Consider the following 15,681-nt stretch of genomic DNA (forward strand, 5'->3'; position numbering starts at 1 on the left):
TAGGGCAAGCCGATAGCATCGCTGGCGTGTCCACCCCGGGCGAGCCGGAATCGGTCCGTGTCGAGCGCTTACTCGACGCGCAGACCAAAGCCGCCGCGCTGTTCGACGAGATCGAACGGTCCGGCATGGTCCGCCCGGGCGTCGGCGAGCGGCAGCTCTCCGACGAGATCCGTGACTTGGCCGCTGGCATGTTCGGGGTGACGCGGCACTGGCACAAGCGGGTGGTGCGCGCCGGGGAGGACACCCTGCAGCCGTTCCACGCCGACCCGCCGGATCGGCTCCTGGCCGACGACGACATCGCCTACCTCGATCTGGGGCCGATCTTCGAGGCGTGGGAGGCCGACTTCGGCCGCACCTTCGTGCTCGGGGACGATCCGGACAAGCTGGCGTTGCGCGACGCGCTGCCTGGAGTGTGGCGGGCTGGGCGGGAGTTCTTCGAAGCTCAGCCCGAGATCACCGGCGCGCAGCTCTACGACCACGTCGTGGGATTGTCCCGAGAGCACGGCTTCGAGTTCGGCGCGCCGATCGCCGGACATCTGGTGGGCGAGTTCCCGCACAAGAAGATCTCCGGCGACCACGCACGGTTCTACATCAGGCCGGGGTCGGACAAGCCGATGCGACGACTCGACCGCACCGGTCGGGTCTGCCACTGGATCCTCGAGGTGCACCTGGTCAACCGGGCTCGCGGATTCGGCGGGTTCTACGAGGAACTGCTCGACGTGGGTTGAGCCCGGCTACACGGAATAGACCACCCCGGTCAGTTCCTCAGAGACGCTCCAGAGCCGCTGCTGCGCGCCGACGTCGTGTGACTTGCGGCTTGACTTCACCAGCTTGGGGTAACCGCGTTGTTCGGCGAAACCGCGAGGACCGTAGTACTGCCCGCCGAGCACGCCGGGGTCGGTGGCGGCGCGCAGCGTCGGCAGGGCGCCCATGTCCGCGCCCTGGAAGAGCGGTTTGATCACGGGGTAGGCGGCCGCAGCCCAGCCAGGCAGATGGCGCATCAACTCGGTGTTCGAGCCGCCGGGGTGCGCGGCTGTGGCGATCGTCGTCCGGTGCGCAGCGAGCCGGCGCTGCAGCTCATAGGTGAACAGCAGATTGGCGAGCTTGGACTGCCCGTATGCCTCCACTCGGTTGTAGCGGCGCTCCCACTGCAGGTCGTCGAAGTGGATGTCGGCGCGGATGCGATGACCGATGCTGCTGACGGTGACGATCCGGGAGCCGGCGACCGGCAACAGCCGGTCCAGCAGCAAACCGGTGAACGCGAAATGGCCCAGGTGGTTGGTGCCGAACTGCAGCTCGAAGCCGTCCTTGGTGGTCGACTTGGGCGGGTACATCACCCCGGCATTGTTGATCAGCAGGTCGATGCGGTCGTGGTCGGAGCGCAACTGCTCGGCAGCGGCGCGGATCGAGTCCAGCGAGGTCAGGTCCAGCTCCTGCAGCGCCACGTCGGCTCTGGGGCTGCGTCGACGGATGAGGGTCTCGGCGTCCTTGCCCTTCTCGAGATTGCGCACGGCGAGAACCACTTGGGCGCCCCGCTCGGCGAGTGCGGCGGCGGTCTCGAAACCGAGACCGGTGTTGGCTCCGGTGATGACGGCGACCCGTCCGGCCTGGTCGGGGATGTCTGCGGTGGTCCACTTGGCCATGACGCGCTCCTAGAAGCTGTAGGGTAAACGGGGCGGACGCTCCGGTTTATCGCAACTATACGGAACGTACGCCCCGCTTTGTCAACCGTCAGGAGATTTCCGGTGGCTCAACCCGCACGGCCGTTGCGCGCTGACGCGGCGCGCAACCGCGCTCGCGTGCTTGAGGTCGCCTATGAAACCTTTGCGGCCGAAGGCTTGTCGGTGCCGATCGATCAGATCGCCCGGCGCGCCGGAGTCGGCGCCGGGACCGTCTACCGACACTTCCCGACCAAGGAAGAGCTGTTTCGGGCGGTCATCGAAGACCGCATGCAACGCGTCGTCGACAACGGGTACGCCCTGCTGGAATCCGACGAACCCGGGGCGGCGATCTTCACCTTCCTGCGCTCGATCGTCTTGCAGTGGGGCGCGACGGATCGCGGTCTGGCCGAGGCGCTGGCGGGCTTGGGCATCGACATCGCAGCGGCCGCGCCGGAGTCGGAGGAGGCCTTTCTGGCGGTGCTCGGCGAACTGCTGGCTGCCGCCCAGAAGGCGGGCACGGTGCGGCAAGACCTCGATGTACGCGAAGTCAAGGCGATCCTGGTCGGATGCCAGGCGATGCAGTCCTATAACTCCGCCCTGGCCGAACGCGTGACCGACGTCGTCATGGACGGTTTGCGCGCGCCGCAATAGGCAGCCGGTGATCTTGCACTCTCCAGGGGCGAGTGCTAAGAATGACGTTGGCACTCGCGACCGGCGAGTGCTAGGTCGGGACGGTGAGGTACGGGGCCGCACCTGCGGAGCACACCCAACGCCGTCCGTCGCGGGCACTGACCCGACCGACAAGACGTGCACCCCCTAACCGGAGGAATCACTTCGCAATGGCTAAGCAAATTGCGTATGACGAAGAGGCCCGTCGCGGCCTCGAGCGGGGTCTGAACGCCCTCGCCGACGCGGTCAAGGTGACGCTGGGGCCCAAGGGCCGCAACGTCGTCCTGGAGAAGAAGTGGGGCGCCCCCACGATCACCAACGATGGTGTGTCCATCGCCAAGGAGATCGAGCTGGAGGACCCCTACGAGAAGATCGGCGCCGAGCTGGTCAAAGAGGTCGCCAAGAAGACCGACGATGTCGCCGGTGACGGCACCACCACCGCCACTGTGCTGGCCCAGGCCCTGGTCAAGGAAGGCCTGCGCAATGTGGCCGCCGGCGCCAACCCGCTGGCCCTCAAGCGCGGCATCGAGAAGGCCGTCGAGAAGGTCTCCGAGACCCTGCTGAAGGACGCCAAGGAGGTCGAGACCAAGGAGCAGATCGCGGCCACCGCCGGGATCTCCGCGGGCGACCAGTCCATCGGTGACCTGATCGCCGAGGCGATGGACAAGGTCGGCAACGAGGGTGTCATCACCGTCGAGGAGTCCAACACCTTCGGCCTGCAGCTGGAGCTCACCGAGGGCATGCGCTTCGACAAGGGCTACATCTCGGGCTACTTCGTCACCGACGCCGACCGTCAGGAAGCGGTCCTGGAGGACCCCTACATCCTGCTGGTCAGCTCCAAGGTGTCGACGGTCAAGGACCTGCTGCCCCTGCTGGAGAAGGTCATCCAGGGCGGCAAGCCGCTGCTGATCATCGCCGAGGACGTCGAGGGCGAGGCGCTGAGCACGCTGGTCGTCAACAAGATCCGCGGCACCTTCAAGTCTGTGGCCGTCAAGGCCCCGGGCTTCGGTGACCGTCGCAAGGCGATGCTGCAGGACATGGCGATCCTCACCGGTGGCCAGGTCATCAGCGAAGAGGTCGGCTTGTCGCTGGAGACCGCCGACGTCGCCCTGCTGGGCAAGGCCCGCAAGGTCGTTGTCACCAAGGACGAGACCACCATCGTCGAGGGCGCCGGTGACTCCGACGCGATCGCCGGACGGGTGTCGCAGATCCGCGCCGAGATCGAGAACAGCGACTCGGACTACGACCGGGAGAAGCTGCAGGAGCGGCTGGCCAAGCTGGCCGGCGGCGTCGCGGTCATCAAGGCCGGGGCTGCCACCGAGGTGGAGCTCAAGGAGCGCAAGCACCGCATCGAGGACGCGGTGCGCAACGCCAAGGCCGCCGTGGAGGAGGGCATCGTCGCCGGTGGTGGCGTGACCCTGCTGCAGGTCGCACCGTCGCTGGACGAGCTGAAGCTCTCGGGTGACGAGGCCACCGGCGCCAACATCGTCAAGGTGGCGCTGTCGGCTCCGCTGAAGCAGATCGCCTTCAACGCCGGCCTGGAGCCGGGCGTTGTCGCCGAGAAGGTCTCGAACCTGCCCGCCGGCAGCGGCCTGAACGCCGCCACCGGTGAGTACGAGGACCTGCTGAAGGCCGGCGTCGCCGACCCGGTGAAGGTGACCCGCTCGGCGCTGCAGAACGCGGCGTCCATCGCGGCACTGTTCCTGACGACCGAGGCCGTTGTCGCCGACAAGCCGGAGAAGGCGGCCGCTCCGGCGGGCGACCCGACCGGTGGCATGGGCGGCATGGACTTCTAAGTCTGTTTGCACGAAAGAGCCCGGCTCCCCGCGGTGGGGGCCGGGCTTTTTCGTACCTGTGCCGGCCGTGCGCGAGGATGGCGGTATGGAGATCCTGCTGCTGGGCACCGGCAGTGCCGACGGCTGGCCGAACCCGTTCTGCCGGTGCGCCTCCTGCCGATCGGCGACCGAGGTTCGCGGGCAGACCGCCGCGCTGATCGATGACGTCCTGCTGCTGGACTGCGGACCGGAGGCGCCGCGGGCCGCCGCGCGCTTCGGACGGTCGCTGGCTTCGGTGCGCCACATCCTGTTCACCCACGGCCACTGGGACCACGTCGGGCCGGCCGCGCTGCTGATGCGGCACTGGACCGGGACCGGCGAGTCGCTGGATGTGGTCGGGCCGGCCAGTGCACTCGACCAATGCCGGGACTGGGTCGGCCCGGCCGGCCCCGTCCGGTTCGTCGAGGTGAGCCCCGGCGACGACGTGCGAGTGGGCGAGTATCGGGTGCGGGTGCTCGCCGCCGCGCACGGCTCCGACATCGGCGGTGACGCGGTGCTCTACGACCTGGAATCCGTTGGTGGGCGGATCTTCTGGGCCACCGATACCGGGCCGCTGCCTGAGGTCACCCACGCCGCGGTCGCCGGGGCCGCCTTCGATTCGGTGTTTCTTGAGGAGACATTCGGGATGCATACCGGACACGGCACCGAACACCACGACCTACCCGCCTTCGCGGCGACCGTGGATGAGTTGCGCCGCTCCGGTGCCATCGTGGCCGCCACCGACGTCGTCGCGGTCCATCTGAGTCATCACAACCCGCCGGAGCCTAACCTGACTGCGGCGCTGGCTGATTCGGGGGCCCGCCCGGGGCGCGACGGCGAGACCGTGGGCGCGGCGCCGACCCGTGCCCTGGTTCTCGGCGGAGCCCGGTCGGGCAAGTCCGCGCACGCCGAAGCACTGCTGGCTGGGCAGGCCGCGGTGACCTACTTGGCCACTGGCGGGGTGCGCGAGGGCGATCCGGAGTGGGTCGAACGGGTCCGGCTGCACCGGGCCCGGCGGCCGGCATCCTGGCAGACGGTGGAGACCAGCGATGTCGCCGAGGCGCTGTGCGCCGCCGAAACCCCGGTCCTGCTGGACTGTTTGGGCACCTGGCTCACCGCGCGGATGGATCTGCACCGGGTCTGGGACGGCGGCGCGCTGGACGGCGTGCACGCCGACATCGACAAGCTGGTGACGTCATGGCGGGACTGCCCGGTGCGCGCGGTGGCGGTCAGCAACGAGGTCGGCAGCGGGGTGGTGCCGCCCACCCCGGCCGGGCGGCTGTTCCGCGACCTGCTCGGCGTGCTGAACGCGCGGATCGCCGCCGAGTCCGACGACGTGGTGCTGATGGTGGCCGGCCGGCCGCTCAGGCTCCCTGCGCAGTGACCTTCAGGTCGACACAGTCGCTGTAACAAGGGGTTTCGCCCGGTGACTCCGGGGTAGCGACCCGGATCAGCACCGCGCGGCTGGGGGAGATCGCTACGCGGGCCAGCTCCCCGGTGTCGGAGACGTCGGCGGTGCCGTCGACGATGACGGTGTAGCCGCCCGGGACCGGCGGCGGCCACATCAGCGTGACGTCGCTGCTGCGCGCCAGGTTCGCTCGGCTGCGCCGGCCGCCGAGCGCGCCGATGTGAACGGTGTCGCCCTTGAGGATCGGCATGACCGGCACTGGGTGCGGCCGGTTCTCGGCGTCGACGGTGATCAGGTAGGCGTAGTCGTAACCCACGAGCTTCTCGGCGAGTTGGTCGAAATCCACGTTGGAAGCCATGCGGGCCAGCTTAGTCGTCCGCCTTGAGCTGCACGCAGTCATGCATGGTGCCCAGCGCTCGCCCGTCTTCGAACATCGGCCGGTGCAGCAGGGCTTTGGTCGGGGTGATCAGGATGGGGGCGGCCGGGTCGTCGGCAAGTTCGGCGTGGCCGTCGACGAACAGTGAATACTCGCTGACCTCGCGCGCCGGCCAGACCAGGGTGACGCTCGGGTGGGCCGCCATGTTCTCCCGGCCGTGGCTGCCGACCGGACCGACATCGACCCGGGCGCCGTCGAATGTCGGGGTGATCGCGGTGGTGCGCACCCGATAGTCGTCACCAACGGTCACCAGGAACGCGAAGCCGTAGCCGGGCAACAATTCGCCTAGACGGGCGAGGTCGACGGACTTGGCCATGGTGTCGAGGATAACGGCGGTCGGCAGACCTCTGGCCCGCTCTCGGCCAAGATGGTCCTCATGGAATTTCGCTACCTGGGCAACTCCGGCCTGCAGATCTCCGAGATCACCTACGGCAACTGGCTCACCCACGGATCGCAGGTCGAGAACGATGTCGCCACCGCGTGCGTGCATGCCGCGCTCGATGCCGGCATCACCACCTTCGACACCGCCGATGTCTACGCCAACGGTGCCGCCGAGGAAGTGCTTGGCACCGCGCTGAAAGGCCACCGACGGGACTCGCTGGAGATCTTCACCAAGGTCTATTGGCCGGTTGGGCCGGCTCCGTTGGGCCGCAACGACACCGGACTGTCCCGCAAACACATGATGGCTGCCATCGACGGGTCGCTGCGCCGGCTGGGCATGGACTACGTCGACCTGTATCAGGCGCACCGCTATGACTCCTTTACCCCGCTGGAGGAGACCATGCAGGCGTTCGCCGACATCGTCCGGGCGGGCAAGGCGCTCTACATCGGCGTCAGCGAGTGGTCGGTCGAGCAGATCCGCCAAGCCCACGAACTGGCCCGCCAGCTGGGCATTTCGCTGGTCTCCAGCCAGCCGCAGTACTCGATGCTGTGGCGGATCATCGAGCCCGAGGTGGTTCCCACCTGCCGGGAACTGGGCCTGGGCCAGATCGTCTGGTCGCCGATGGCCCAGGGTGTGCTGTCCGGCAAGTACCTGCCCGGTCAGCCGCCGCCGGCCGGCTCACGCGCTACCGACGAGAAGGGCGGAGCGAACTTCGTCAAACGGTTCATGACCGACGACGTGCTGACCCGGGTGCAGCAGCTGCGCCCGATCGCCGACGAGCTGGGCCTCACGACGGCGCAGCTGGCGATCGCCTGGGTGCTGCAGAACGACAACGTCGCCGCCGCTCTGGTCGGGGCGTCGCGCCCGGAGCAGGTGGCCGAGAACGTCAAGGCATCCGGGGTGCGCATACCTGACGAACTGATGACCCGCATCGATCAGGTCCTGGGCGATGCCGTCACCGCCGACCCGGCGCTGGTGACCAAATCCACCCCGACACAGCGGTTGCTGTAGCTCGCCCTTCGACTGTCACCCGCCCACCGTGCGGTTTCGTACGCAACACGCCGTGCCGACCGGATGAAGCCGTACATTCGGCAGCGCAGTACCGACTGCCTGTGGATAGGCGTCGGGCGATGACGGCGATTCCTGCGACCCTCCGGGTGTGCAGGCAATTCAGTGGCCGTTTCGGGCCACGGAAGCGCTGGAAATCGGTGCCCTGACGTTCCGCGAGCTCCGCCGCCTTCACGCCGCTGTCTACCCCGGCGTGTGGGTGCCGCGGGAAGCTGACCTGTCGCCGCAGCAACGCGCAATGGCGGCCTGGTTGTGGTCGCGCCGCCGAGGTGTCCTGGCCGGGCTGTCTGCCGCTGCGCTCTTGGGAGCCAAGTGGATCGGGCCGGACTGCGGCCAGGGAAAACGCAACTACTTGACGGCCTTCCATTGACCACGCCCGCCCGCACCGCCTTTGACATCGGCCGAAAGCTTCCGTTCAAAGAGGGCGTACAGCGACTTGATGCGTTGATGAACGCGACCGACGTCAAAATGATCGACATCCAGGCCGTCATGGCGAGCCACCGCGGCATACCCGGGCTGCGACAGTTGGCGGAGACGCTACGGTTCGTCGACGCCGGTGCCGATTCTCCCTACGAGTCATTGACCCGACTTCTGCTCGTGCAAAAGCGATTCCCACCACCGCAGACTCAGATTCCGGTATACGACACGTACGGTCACGTCTTCGCGCGCATCGATATGGGCTGGCCGGAATTCCTCGTCGGCGTCGACTTCGAGGGGGCGCATCATTGGACCGACCCCAAGCAGCGTGAATGGGATGCGGAGCGCGCTGCCCTGATCGCCGAACGCGGTTGGCTGGACCTCAGGCTGGCCGCCGGGACGCTTCACAAGCGGCCGTGGGTATTCCTGGACCGGGTGGGTGCAGCTTTGATCGATCGCGGCTGCCCGAAGACGTGGTGAGCGTGCGCTCTCATCCGTGGCAACCGGCGTATTGCGTCTAAAACCACACAACCGGCTGGGGTAGGCCAGGGGGAATCAGGCCGGCGCGGGCCGGCGGCCGCGCACCAGCTTGCCAGGGCGCGCCGCGGTGGGTTTGCCGTTCTCGGAGATGATCTCACCGGCGACGATCGTCGCCACGTAGCCGTCGGCGGTCTGGTCGAGCCGGCGCCCCCCGGCGGGCAGGTCATAGGTGACCACCGGCTTGTGCAGCTGCAGGCGCTGGTGATCGATGACGTTGAGGTCCGCCTTGTAGCCGACCGCGATCCGGCCCCGGTCGTCGAGTCCGGCGGTTCGGGCGGGCACGGACGTCAGCTCGCGGACCGCCTCGGCAACGCTGAGCCGACCGGCGGCGCGGTCACGCGCCCAGTGCGTCAGCACATAGGTGGGGAAGCTTGAGTCGCAGATCATTCCGTAGTGGGCACCGCCGTCGCCCAGGCCCAGCACCACGTCCTCGCGGCGCATCAGCGCACCGACGGTGTCCAGCGAGTTGTTCTCGAAGTTGGCCAGCGCGTCCAGCAGGATCGCGTGCCCGTCGTCGTCGAGTAGGCGGTCGTAGGCTTCCTCGACCGGGGAGACGCCACGCGCCCTGGCGCGGGCCGCAATGCTGTTCGACGGATCCGGTTCGTAGTCGGCGTCATCGCCCAGCGGGTACGTCCAGTCCCAGGACTGCGCCAGATACGCGATCGGATTGGCCGGAACGATAGCGGGCGCATCAGCCAGAATCCGTTGCCGCACTTCTGGTTTACGCATTTCTGCGACCCGTTCTGCGAGCGGCAGGCCGGCGATCTCCTGGTAGCGCGGGTACAGCACGAAGGGGTTGAAGCTCAGGTCCAAACCGATCATGAGCCCGACCGGGCGGGGGAAGACCTGGGCGGTGATCGCGGCGCCGGAGCCGTTCGCCTTCTCCACCATGGTGATCGCCTCGCGCCACAGCGGCTTGCCGGCGTTGCCGATCAGCAAGGTGAAGGTGACCGGAAGGCCCGCGTCGGTGGCCGCGTCGAAAACCTGCTGCAGGACCGGCTGATACGCCCCATTGGGCAGGTCGGGGACGAACTGGATCAGCCCCCCGCCGCCGTCGGCGATGCCGCGGCCGATCTCGCGGATCTCGGTGTAGGCGGCGTTGTAGCTGGGGATCTTGGCTCCGGCCCGAGTGCGGTGGGTGATCAGCCGTGACGACGAAAAGCCCAGTGCCCCAGCCTCGGTGGCTTCGCGGGCCAGCTCGCGCATCCTGGCCAGATCCGCCGGTGTGGCCGGCTCGCGGTCGACCCCGCGTTGTCCCATCACGTAGACCCGCAGCGGCGAATGCGGCAGGAACGCCGCCACGTCAATATCGCGTTGCCGCGCGTCGAGGGCATCCATGAACTCCGGGAAGGTCTCCCATGTCCACGGCAGGCCGTCGGTCATCACCACGCCGGGAATGTCCTCGACGCCGGCCATCAGGTCGACCAGCACGTCGTGATCGGCGATGCGGCACGGCGCGAACCCCACCCCGCAGTTGCCCATCAACGCGGTCGTCACCCCGTGTGCCGAAGAGGGATTGAGTCGATCCGACCAGATCGACTGCCCGTCGTAGTGGGTGTGCAGGTCGACGAAACCCGGTGTGACCAGCCGTCCGTGCGCATCGATAACCTGCCGCGCGTCGCCGGTCGCGGTACCAACCTCAACGATGATGCCCTCGCGCACGGCCACATCGCCGACGTACGGATCGCCGCCCAGCCCATCGACGATCGTGCCGTTGCGGACCACGAGGTCGAAGCTCATCTAGTTAATCTACGACCGCGCGTTAACTCATGGAAGGATGTCTTGCGTGATCGACCACGTGGGCATCAACTGCACCGACTACGCCAGATCGCAGCAGTTCTACGACGCGGTGCTCGCCGTCCTGGGCTACACCCGCCAATTGGATGTCGGCGTCGCGATCGGATACGGCCGAGACGGGCACCCCGCCTTCTGGATCGCCGATGCCGGCGCCGGGGACGCTTCCGGCCCGAACCGTGAGGTCCACGTCGCGTTCAGCGCCGCGGACCACGCGCAGGTGCAGGCGTTCTACGACACCGCCGTGCAACTCGGTGCGGAGTCGCTGCACGCGCCGCGGCTATGGCCCGAGTACCACCCCGGCTACTTCGGCGCCTTCGTCCGTGATCCGGACGGCAACAATGTCGAGGCGGTCTGTCACCAGGCGTAGCGTCGGGCGGTATGACTGGTACCGACACGTCCGCCGCTCTGCGGGACCTGCTCCGCGACGCGTTCACCCGGTTGCTCGAACACGTCGACGAAGTCACCGACGGGCTCACCGACGGGGTGGCCACCTATCGGCCGACGCCGGAGGCCAACAGCATCGCCTGGCTGCTTTGGCACAGCGCCCGGGTGCAGGACATCCAAGTCGCCCAGGTCGCCGGGGTCGAGCAGGCCTGGACCCGCGACGGCTGGGTCGACCGGTTCGGACTGGACCTGCCGCGCGACGACAGCGGGTACGGCCACAGCGCGGCCGACGTCGCCAAGGTCCGCGTCCCGGCTCAGCTGCTGGCCGGCTACTACCGCGGTGTGCACCAGCTGACCTTGGACTATGTCGACGGCATCACCGCCGAGGAACTGGCCCGGGTGGTCGACAAGCACTGGAATCCGCCGGTGACGGCCGGCGTGCGACTGGTCAGCGTCATCGATGACTGCGCCCAGCACCTGGGGCAGGCCGCGTACCTGCGGGGGATCGCGCCCAGCAAAACTTGACACCTGTCGAGGGGGGTGCGACCGGGGTCACAACCGGGACTAATATGGCGCCATGACCACCACCGCGCCCGCTCCCGCCCTGTCCGGCACCGACACCGTGCTCAGCCCCGCCACCGGGGCGGTCGCCGGTGAGGTGCACTGGACCGATCCGTCCGACGTCGAAGCGATCGCCGCCGGCCTGCGCACCGCCCAGCGGGAATGGGAGCGCCGCGGCGCCAAGGGGCGGGCCAAGGCGTTGGCCCGCTTCGCGGTGTGGCTCGGCGAGCACCGGGACGAGATCGAGCGGCTGCTGATCGCCGAGACCGGCAAGTCCAGCACCGACGCGGCCCAAGAGGTGCCGCTGCTGATCATGATCCTGTCGTACGTGATCAAGGTGATGGACAAGGCGGTGGCCCCCGAGACCCGGCCGGCGTCGCTACCGCTGATGGCGATCAAGAAGATCAGCGTGCACTATCGGCCGCGTCCGGTGGTCGGCGTGATCGCGCCCTGGAACTACCCGGTGGCCAACGCGTTGATGGACGCGATCGGCGCCTTGGCGGCCGGCTGCGCGGTGCTGCTCAAGCCCTCCGAGCAGACCCCGCTGACCGCGGAACTGCTGCGCGAGGGCTGGCAGGCCGCCGGTGGTCCGGACGTGTTTGCGGTGGTGCAGGGCGCCCGCGAGGTGGCCGAAGCGGTGATCGACAACTCTGATTACGTGCAGTTCACCGGGTCCACCGGCACCGGGCGCAAGGTGGCCGAGCGGGCCGCGCGGCGGCTGGTGCCGGTCAGCCTCGAACTGGGCGGCAAGGACCCGATGATCGTGTGCGAGGACGCCGACATCGACCTGGCCGCGCACGCCGCGGTGTGGGGAGCGATGTTCAACGCCGGGCAGACCTGTGTCTCGGTCGAGCGGGTGTATGTGCTGGAACCGGTCTACGACAAGTTCGTGGCCGCGGTCGTCCGCGACGTGCAGGCGCTGCAGATGGGTACCGGCGAGGGCACGCATTTCGGGTCGCTGATCAGCGACCAGCAACTGGCCATCGCCGAACGCCACGTCAAAGAGGCGGTGGCCGCCGGAGCCCGCGCGCTGACCGGCGGCGAACGCGCCACCGGCCCAGGCAGTTTCTACCCGCCCACAGTGCTCGTCGACGTCGACCACTCGATGGCCTGCATGACCGAGGAGACCTTTGGTCCGACCCTGCCGATCATGAAGGTCGCCAGCATGGACGAGGCGATCCGCCTTGCCAACGACAGCCCTTACGGGCTGAGTGCCTCGGTGTTCTCCCGCGACGTCGCACGCGCCAAAGACATTGCCGTCCAACTGGATTGCGGTGCGGTGAACATCAACGACGTGATCTCGAACCTGATGTGCACGACGGCCCCGATGGGCGGCTGGAAGACCTCGGGTATCGGCGCGCGGTTCGGCGGCGTCGACGGGATCCGCAAGTTCTGCCGGCAGGAAGTCGTCGTGGCGCCGCGCACCAACGTCGGTGCGGGCGGTAACTACTACCACAATTCGCTCAAAGCGCTGGCCCGGATGAACGGGCTGATGACCCGGATGGCGCTGGCGCGGCCGCGCCGCACGGCGAAGTAGTGCGCTTCCTCACCGCGGCGCTGTTCTGGTTGCTGACCACCGCCGCGCTTGCGGTGACCCTGCCGACGGCATGGGCGCAGTGCAACCTGATCGACGCCGACGGGTACGCGCGGCTGGCGCAGCGGGCAGCCGCCCAACCTGCGCTGCAGGACGCGGTTGCCGCCGAACTGACCTCCCAGACGGTGCGGCTGATCCGTGCGCAGGGGTTCCCCCTCGATCCCTCCCCGGTACGCGAGGCCGCCGCCGAATACACCGCCGGGCCGTCGTTTCCCCGGCAGTTCGTGCAGGTGAACTCCGACGGTCACGACTGGCTGCTCAGCGGCGCCGACACCGGGCCGTGGGAGATCGATGTGGTACCGATGTTGCGGGACAAGGCGTTTGCGCAGCTGCTGTCCGACTACCACATTGCCCTACCGGCGTCGATGTCCATTCCGCTGACGCCGACGTCCACCGAGGTGGCGCGTCCCGGCGGATTGCACCGCCTGGCGGTGTGGGGGCCGTGGCTGAGCCTGGTGCTTGTCGCACTGACCGGTTTGTGCGCGGTCTTGACGCTCGCCGCGGCACGTCATCGCGGCCGGGCCTTGGCGAGCCTCGGTGTGTCGGGGCTGTTGGTGGGCGCGGCGGGCTGGTCGGGGATCGAGGTGGCGCGGCGCTATCTGAACCAGGTGCTCAACCAGGCGACCGGCGACATCCGCCGGATCGCCGATGTCGTCGTGGATCTGGCCGAAGACAGCCTGCACCTCTGGCTCAATCTGACCCTGGCGGCCGGGGCGGTGCTGGTACTGCTCGGGGTGGCCGTCGCGCTGCTGGGCGGGTTGCGCAAGGCCTGACCCGTTTTCAGGCCGATCCGCCCAGCATCCGCCACAGGAACGAGAAACTCAGCGCGGACTTGAACGCCGCCTGCGCGTTGTCGGCGGCCCCGCCGTGGCCGCCCTCGATGTTCTCGTAATAGGCGACCCGGTGTCCGGCGTCCTGCAGCGCCGCGGCCATCTTGCGGGCATGGCCCGGGTGCACCCGGTCGTCGCGGGTCGAGGTGGTGATCAGTACCGGGGGATACGTCGCGTCGGCCGAAATATTCTGGTACGGCGAGTATTCGCTGATGAACTCCCAGTCGTCGGGGTTATCCGGATCGCCGTACTCGGCGACCCAGGACGCGCCGGCCAACAGCAGGTGGTAGCGGCGCATGTCCAGCAGCGGCACCTGGCAGACCAGCGCGCCGAATAGCTGCGGGTAGGCGGTGAGCATGATGCCCATCAGCAGCCCGCCGTTGCTGCCCCCGACCGCGCCGAGGTGCTCGACCGTGGTGATCTTACGGTCCACGAGATCGGTTGCCACCGCGGCGAAATCCTCGGCCACTAGGTGCCGGCCCGCCCGCATCGCCTGGGTGTGCCAGCCCGGACCGTATTCGCCGCCGCCGCGAATGTTGGCCAGCACGTACGTTCCGCCGCGCTCCAGCCACAGCCGGCCCAGAACGCCGTCGTAGCCGGGGGTGCGCGCCACCTCGAATCCGCCGTAGCCGCCCAGCAGGGTCGGGCCGGTGGCGCCTTCGGGGCGTACCACGAAGTACGGGATGGCGGTGCCGTCCTTGGACGTGGCGAAGTACTGGGTGACGGTCAGGCCGTCGGCGTCGAAAAAGGAGGGAGCGGACTTGATCTCGGTGAGCTCACCGTCGACCGGGCCGTGCAGCAGCCGCGAGGGGTGAGCGAATCCGCTGGAATCAAGGAAGATCTCGTCGCCGGTGTCGTCGATGGCCGCGATCACGGTGTTGGTGTTGGCCGGCACTGCGGTGACCGGGCGCCGCTGCCAGTCGCCGGGAGTGATCACCTCCACGTGGCTGGCCACATCGCGCAAAGTGACCAGTACCAGCCGATCGCGGGTCCAGGCGTAGTGATGCAGCGCGATGTGTGCGTCGGGTTCGAAGACGACACTGCACTGCGCTGTGCCGGAAAGGAATTCGTCATAGTCGGCGGCCAACAGCGAACCCGCCCGATAGGACGCCGTGCCGGTGTCCCAGTCGGTGCGCAGCTCGATCAGGATCCACTGCCGGTGCACCGACACCGTCGCGTCGGTGGGCGCGTCGATGCGGATCAGCTCGTCTTCGCCGGGTTGGCCGCGCAGCTCGTAGATCTCGTCGTTGAAGAAGTCCACGGCCCGCGAGACCAAGGTGCGCTCGAAACCCGGGGTGCGGTCGCGGCCGGCGCCCACCACCACGTCGGTCGCCTCGCCGGCGAACAGCGTCTCGGCGTCGGCGAGCGTCTGCCCGCGCCGCCACCGCTTGACGATCCGGGGATAGCCGGATTCGGTGAGCGAATCGGGCCCGAAGTCGGTGCCCACCAGCACCGTGTCCTCGTCCTCCCAGCCGATGCGGGTCTTGGCCTCGGCAAGCTGGAAACCCCCAGAAGCAGGGGGGACGAATTCGCGGGTGGTCATGTCGAATTCGCGCACCACCACAGCGTCCGAGCCGCCCCGGGACAGCGACACCAGTGCCCGGGTGAGCTCGGGTTCGATCACGTTGGCGCCGGCCCACACCCAATTGGTGTCGTCGGCGCGGCCCAGCGCGTCGACGTCGATGATCACGTCCCAGTCCGGGGCGTCGCTGCGGTAGCTGTCCAGCGTGGTGCGCCGCCACAGCCCGCGCGGGTTGGCGGCGTCGCACCAGAAGTTGTAGAGGAACTCCCCGCGGCGCCGCACGTAGGGCACCCGGGCATCGGTGTCGAGCACCTCCAAGGCCGCGGTGCGCATCGCCTCGAAGTCATCCCCGGCGAATTCGTCGACGGTCGGGGCGTTGCGGGCGCGCACCCAGTCCAGCGACCGATCGCCGGTGACGTCTTCCAGCCAGAGATAGGGGTCAGCAGCAGGTTCAGCAGGCATGGGAGCCATTGTGACGTCGGCGGTAGTGTGAGTTGTGCAACACCCGAAAGGAGCAGCACCGATGACCGTTTTCGCACGCCCGGGGTCCGCGGGGGCACTGATGAGTTACGAGTCCCGCTACGGGAACTTCATCGGC

The 15,681-nt window shown here is 68.3% G+C and carries 15 protein-coding genes and 1 pseudogene; 11 read left to right on the forward strand and 5 right to left on the reverse strand.

Features of this window, described 5'->3' with window-relative positions:
• The first annotated feature begins 26 nt into the window (after window positions 1-26).
• A complete protein-coding gene (locus tag A5648_RS04620; protein WP_065023408.1) occupies window positions 27-728 on the forward strand; it encodes a M24 family metallopeptidase in 702 nt (233 codons plus the stop codon).
• Window positions 729-734: 6 nt separating this feature from the next.
• Here A5648_RS04620 and A5648_RS04625 read toward each other — a convergent pair whose 3' ends face one another.
• The gene (locus A5648_RS04625) at window positions 735-1,643 is read right to left on the reverse strand and encodes an SDR family NAD(P)-dependent oxidoreductase (protein WP_065023409.1); all 909 of its coding nucleotides are present in this window, start codon (window positions 1,641-1,643) and stop codon (window positions 735-737) included.
• Window positions 1,644-1,745: 102 nt separating this feature from the next.
• On the opposite strand from A5648_RS04625, the gene A5648_RS04630 reads away from it, so the two are divergent.
• The 3 genes from A5648_RS04630 to A5648_RS04640 all read left to right on the forward strand — a co-directional run bounded on the left by A5648_RS04630 (window position 1,746) and on the right by A5648_RS04640 (window position 5,528).
• Window positions 1,746-2,312: a TetR/AcrR family transcriptional regulator gene (locus A5648_RS04630; RefSeq protein ID WP_065023410.1), complete on the forward strand. Its 567-nt coding sequence runs from the start codon at window positions 1,746-1,748 to the stop codon at window positions 2,310-2,312.
• A gap of 188 nt (window positions 2,313-2,500) precedes the next feature.
• Window positions 2,501-4,126, forward strand: coding sequence for a chaperonin GroEL (groL, locus tag A5648_RS04635; RefSeq protein WP_065023411.1), 1,626 nt, complete (start codon window positions 2,501-2,503; stop codon window positions 4,124-4,126).
• Between the two features lie 85 nt (window positions 4,127-4,211).
• Window positions 4,212-5,528, forward strand: coding sequence for a bifunctional adenosylcobinamide kinase/adenosylcobinamide-phosphate guanylyltransferase (locus tag A5648_RS04640; protein ID WP_065023427.1), 1,317 nt, complete (start codon window positions 4,212-4,214; stop codon window positions 5,526-5,528).
• Here the strand turns inward: A5648_RS04640 and A5648_RS04645 are convergent.
• Together A5648_RS04645 and A5648_RS04650 are read right to left on the reverse strand one after the other, a co-directional pair.
• Entirely contained in the window at window positions 5,509-5,910 is a 402-nt protein-coding gene (locus tag A5648_RS04645; protein WP_065023412.1) for a pyridoxamine 5'-phosphate oxidase family protein, read from the reverse strand. The two genes, A5648_RS04640 and A5648_RS04645, sit on opposite strands and share 20 nt — an antisense overlap.
• A gap of 10 nt (window positions 5,911-5,920) precedes the next feature.
• Window positions 5,921-6,304 carry a hypothetical protein gene (locus A5648_RS04650; protein WP_065023413.1) on the reverse strand — a complete coding sequence of 128 codons (384 nt, stop codon included), beginning with the start codon at window positions 6,302-6,304 and terminating at the stop codon, window positions 5,921-5,923.
• Between the two features lie 60 nt (window positions 6,305-6,364).
• Here A5648_RS04650 and A5648_RS04655 point away from each other — a divergent pair, with 60 nt between their 5' ends.
• Window positions 6,365-7,381, forward strand: coding sequence for an aldo/keto reductase family protein (locus A5648_RS04655; RefSeq protein WP_065023428.1), 1,017 nt, complete (start codon window positions 6,365-6,367; stop codon window positions 7,379-7,381).
• A gap of 148 nt (window positions 7,382-7,529) precedes the next feature.
• Window positions 7,530-8,335 (forward strand): annotated as a pseudogene (locus A5648_RS04660) (hypothetical protein).
• Between the two features lie 75 nt (window positions 8,336-8,410).
• Here A5648_RS04660 and A5648_RS04665 read toward each other — a convergent pair.
• The gene (locus tag A5648_RS04665; RefSeq protein ID WP_065023414.1) at window positions 8,411-10,135 is read right to left on the reverse strand and encodes an N-acyl-D-amino-acid deacylase family protein; all 1,725 of its coding nucleotides are present in this window, start codon (window positions 10,133-10,135) and stop codon (window positions 8,411-8,413) included.
• 46 nt (window positions 10,136-10,181) lie between these two features.
• Between A5648_RS04665 and A5648_RS04670 the strand changes: the two genes are divergently transcribed.
• Genes A5648_RS04670 through A5648_RS04685 form a run of 4 tightly spaced genes read left to right on the forward strand, consistent with a single transcriptional unit; the run spans window position 10,182 to window position 13,504 of the window.
• Window positions 10,182-10,559: a VOC family protein gene (locus A5648_RS04670; protein ID WP_065023415.1), complete on the forward strand. Its 378-nt coding sequence runs from the start codon at window positions 10,182-10,184 to the stop codon at window positions 10,557-10,559.
• A gap of 11 nt (window positions 10,560-10,570) precedes the next feature.
• Window positions 10,571-11,101, forward strand: coding sequence for a mycothiol transferase (locus A5648_RS04675; protein ID WP_065023416.1), 531 nt, complete (start codon window positions 10,571-10,573; stop codon window positions 11,099-11,101).
• 52 nt (window positions 11,102-11,153) lie between these two features.
• A complete protein-coding gene (locus tag A5648_RS04680) occupies window positions 11,154-12,674 on the forward strand; it encodes an aldehyde dehydrogenase family protein (protein ID WP_065023417.1) in 1,521 nt (506 codons plus the stop codon).
• Window positions 12,674-13,504 carry a hypothetical protein gene (locus A5648_RS04685; protein WP_065023418.1) on the forward strand — a complete coding sequence of 277 codons (831 nt, stop codon included), beginning with the start codon at window positions 12,674-12,676 and terminating at the stop codon, window positions 13,502-13,504. Before A5648_RS04680 ends, A5648_RS04685 begins: the two co-directional genes overlap by 1 nt.
• A gap of 7 nt (window positions 13,505-13,511) precedes the next feature.
• Here A5648_RS04685 and A5648_RS04690 read toward each other — a convergent pair whose 3' ends face one another.
• Entirely contained in the window at window positions 13,512-15,554 is a 2,043-nt protein-coding gene (locus A5648_RS04690; RefSeq protein WP_065023419.1) for a prolyl oligopeptidase family serine peptidase, read from the reverse strand.
• A gap of 52 nt (window positions 15,555-15,606) precedes the next feature.
• On the opposite strand from A5648_RS04690, the gene A5648_RS25060 reads away from it, so the two are divergent.
• A partial coding sequence (locus tag A5648_RS25060; RefSeq protein ID WP_428844308.1) for a hypothetical protein occupies window positions 15,607-15,681 on the forward strand: 75 nt, incomplete at its 3' end.

This window comes from Mycolicibacter sinensis (assembly GCF_001673565.1).
In the GTDB taxonomy this organism is placed as follows: Bacteria; Actinomycetota; Actinomycetes; order Mycobacteriales; family Mycobacteriaceae; genus Mycobacterium; species Mycobacterium sinense_C.

Excerpts from the sequence above, each read along its gene's own strand:
- A5648_RS04625 (WP_065023409.1), bottom strand. The coding sequence starts at position 1,643 with ATGGCCAAGTGGACCACCGCAGACATCCCCGACCAGGCCGGACGGGTC.
- groL (WP_065023411.1), top strand. The coding sequence starts at position 2,501 with ATGGCTAAGCAAATTGCGTATGACGAAGAGGCCCGTCGCGGCCTCGAG.
- A5648_RS04640 (WP_065023427.1), top strand. The coding sequence starts at position 4,212 with ATGGAGATCCTGCTGCTGGGCACCGGCAGTGCCGACGGCTGGCCGAAC.
- A5648_RS04645 (WP_065023412.1), bottom strand. The coding sequence starts at position 5,910 with ATGGCTTCCAACGTGGATTTCGACCAACTCGCCGAGAAGCTCGTGGGT.
- A5648_RS04650 (WP_065023413.1), bottom strand. The coding sequence starts at position 6,304 with ATGGCCAAGTCCGTCGACCTCGCCCGTCTAGGCGAATTGTTGCCCGGC.
- A5648_RS04655 (WP_065023428.1), top strand. The coding sequence starts at position 6,365 with ATGGAATTTCGCTACCTGGGCAACTCCGGCCTGCAGATCTCCGAGATC.
- A5648_RS04665 (WP_065023414.1), bottom strand. The coding sequence starts at position 10,135 with ATGAGCTTCGACCTCGTGGTCCGCAACGGCACGATCGTCGATGGGCTG.
- A5648_RS04675 (WP_065023416.1), top strand. The coding sequence starts at position 10,571 with ATGACTGGTACCGACACGTCCGCCGCTCTGCGGGACCTGCTCCGCGAC.
- A5648_RS04680 (WP_065023417.1), top strand. The coding sequence starts at position 11,154 with ATGACCACCACCGCGCCCGCTCCCGCCCTGTCCGGCACCGACACCGTG.
- A5648_RS04690 (WP_065023419.1), bottom strand. The coding sequence starts at position 15,554 with ATGGCTCCCATGCCTGCTGAACCTGCTGCTGACCCCTATCTCTGGCTG.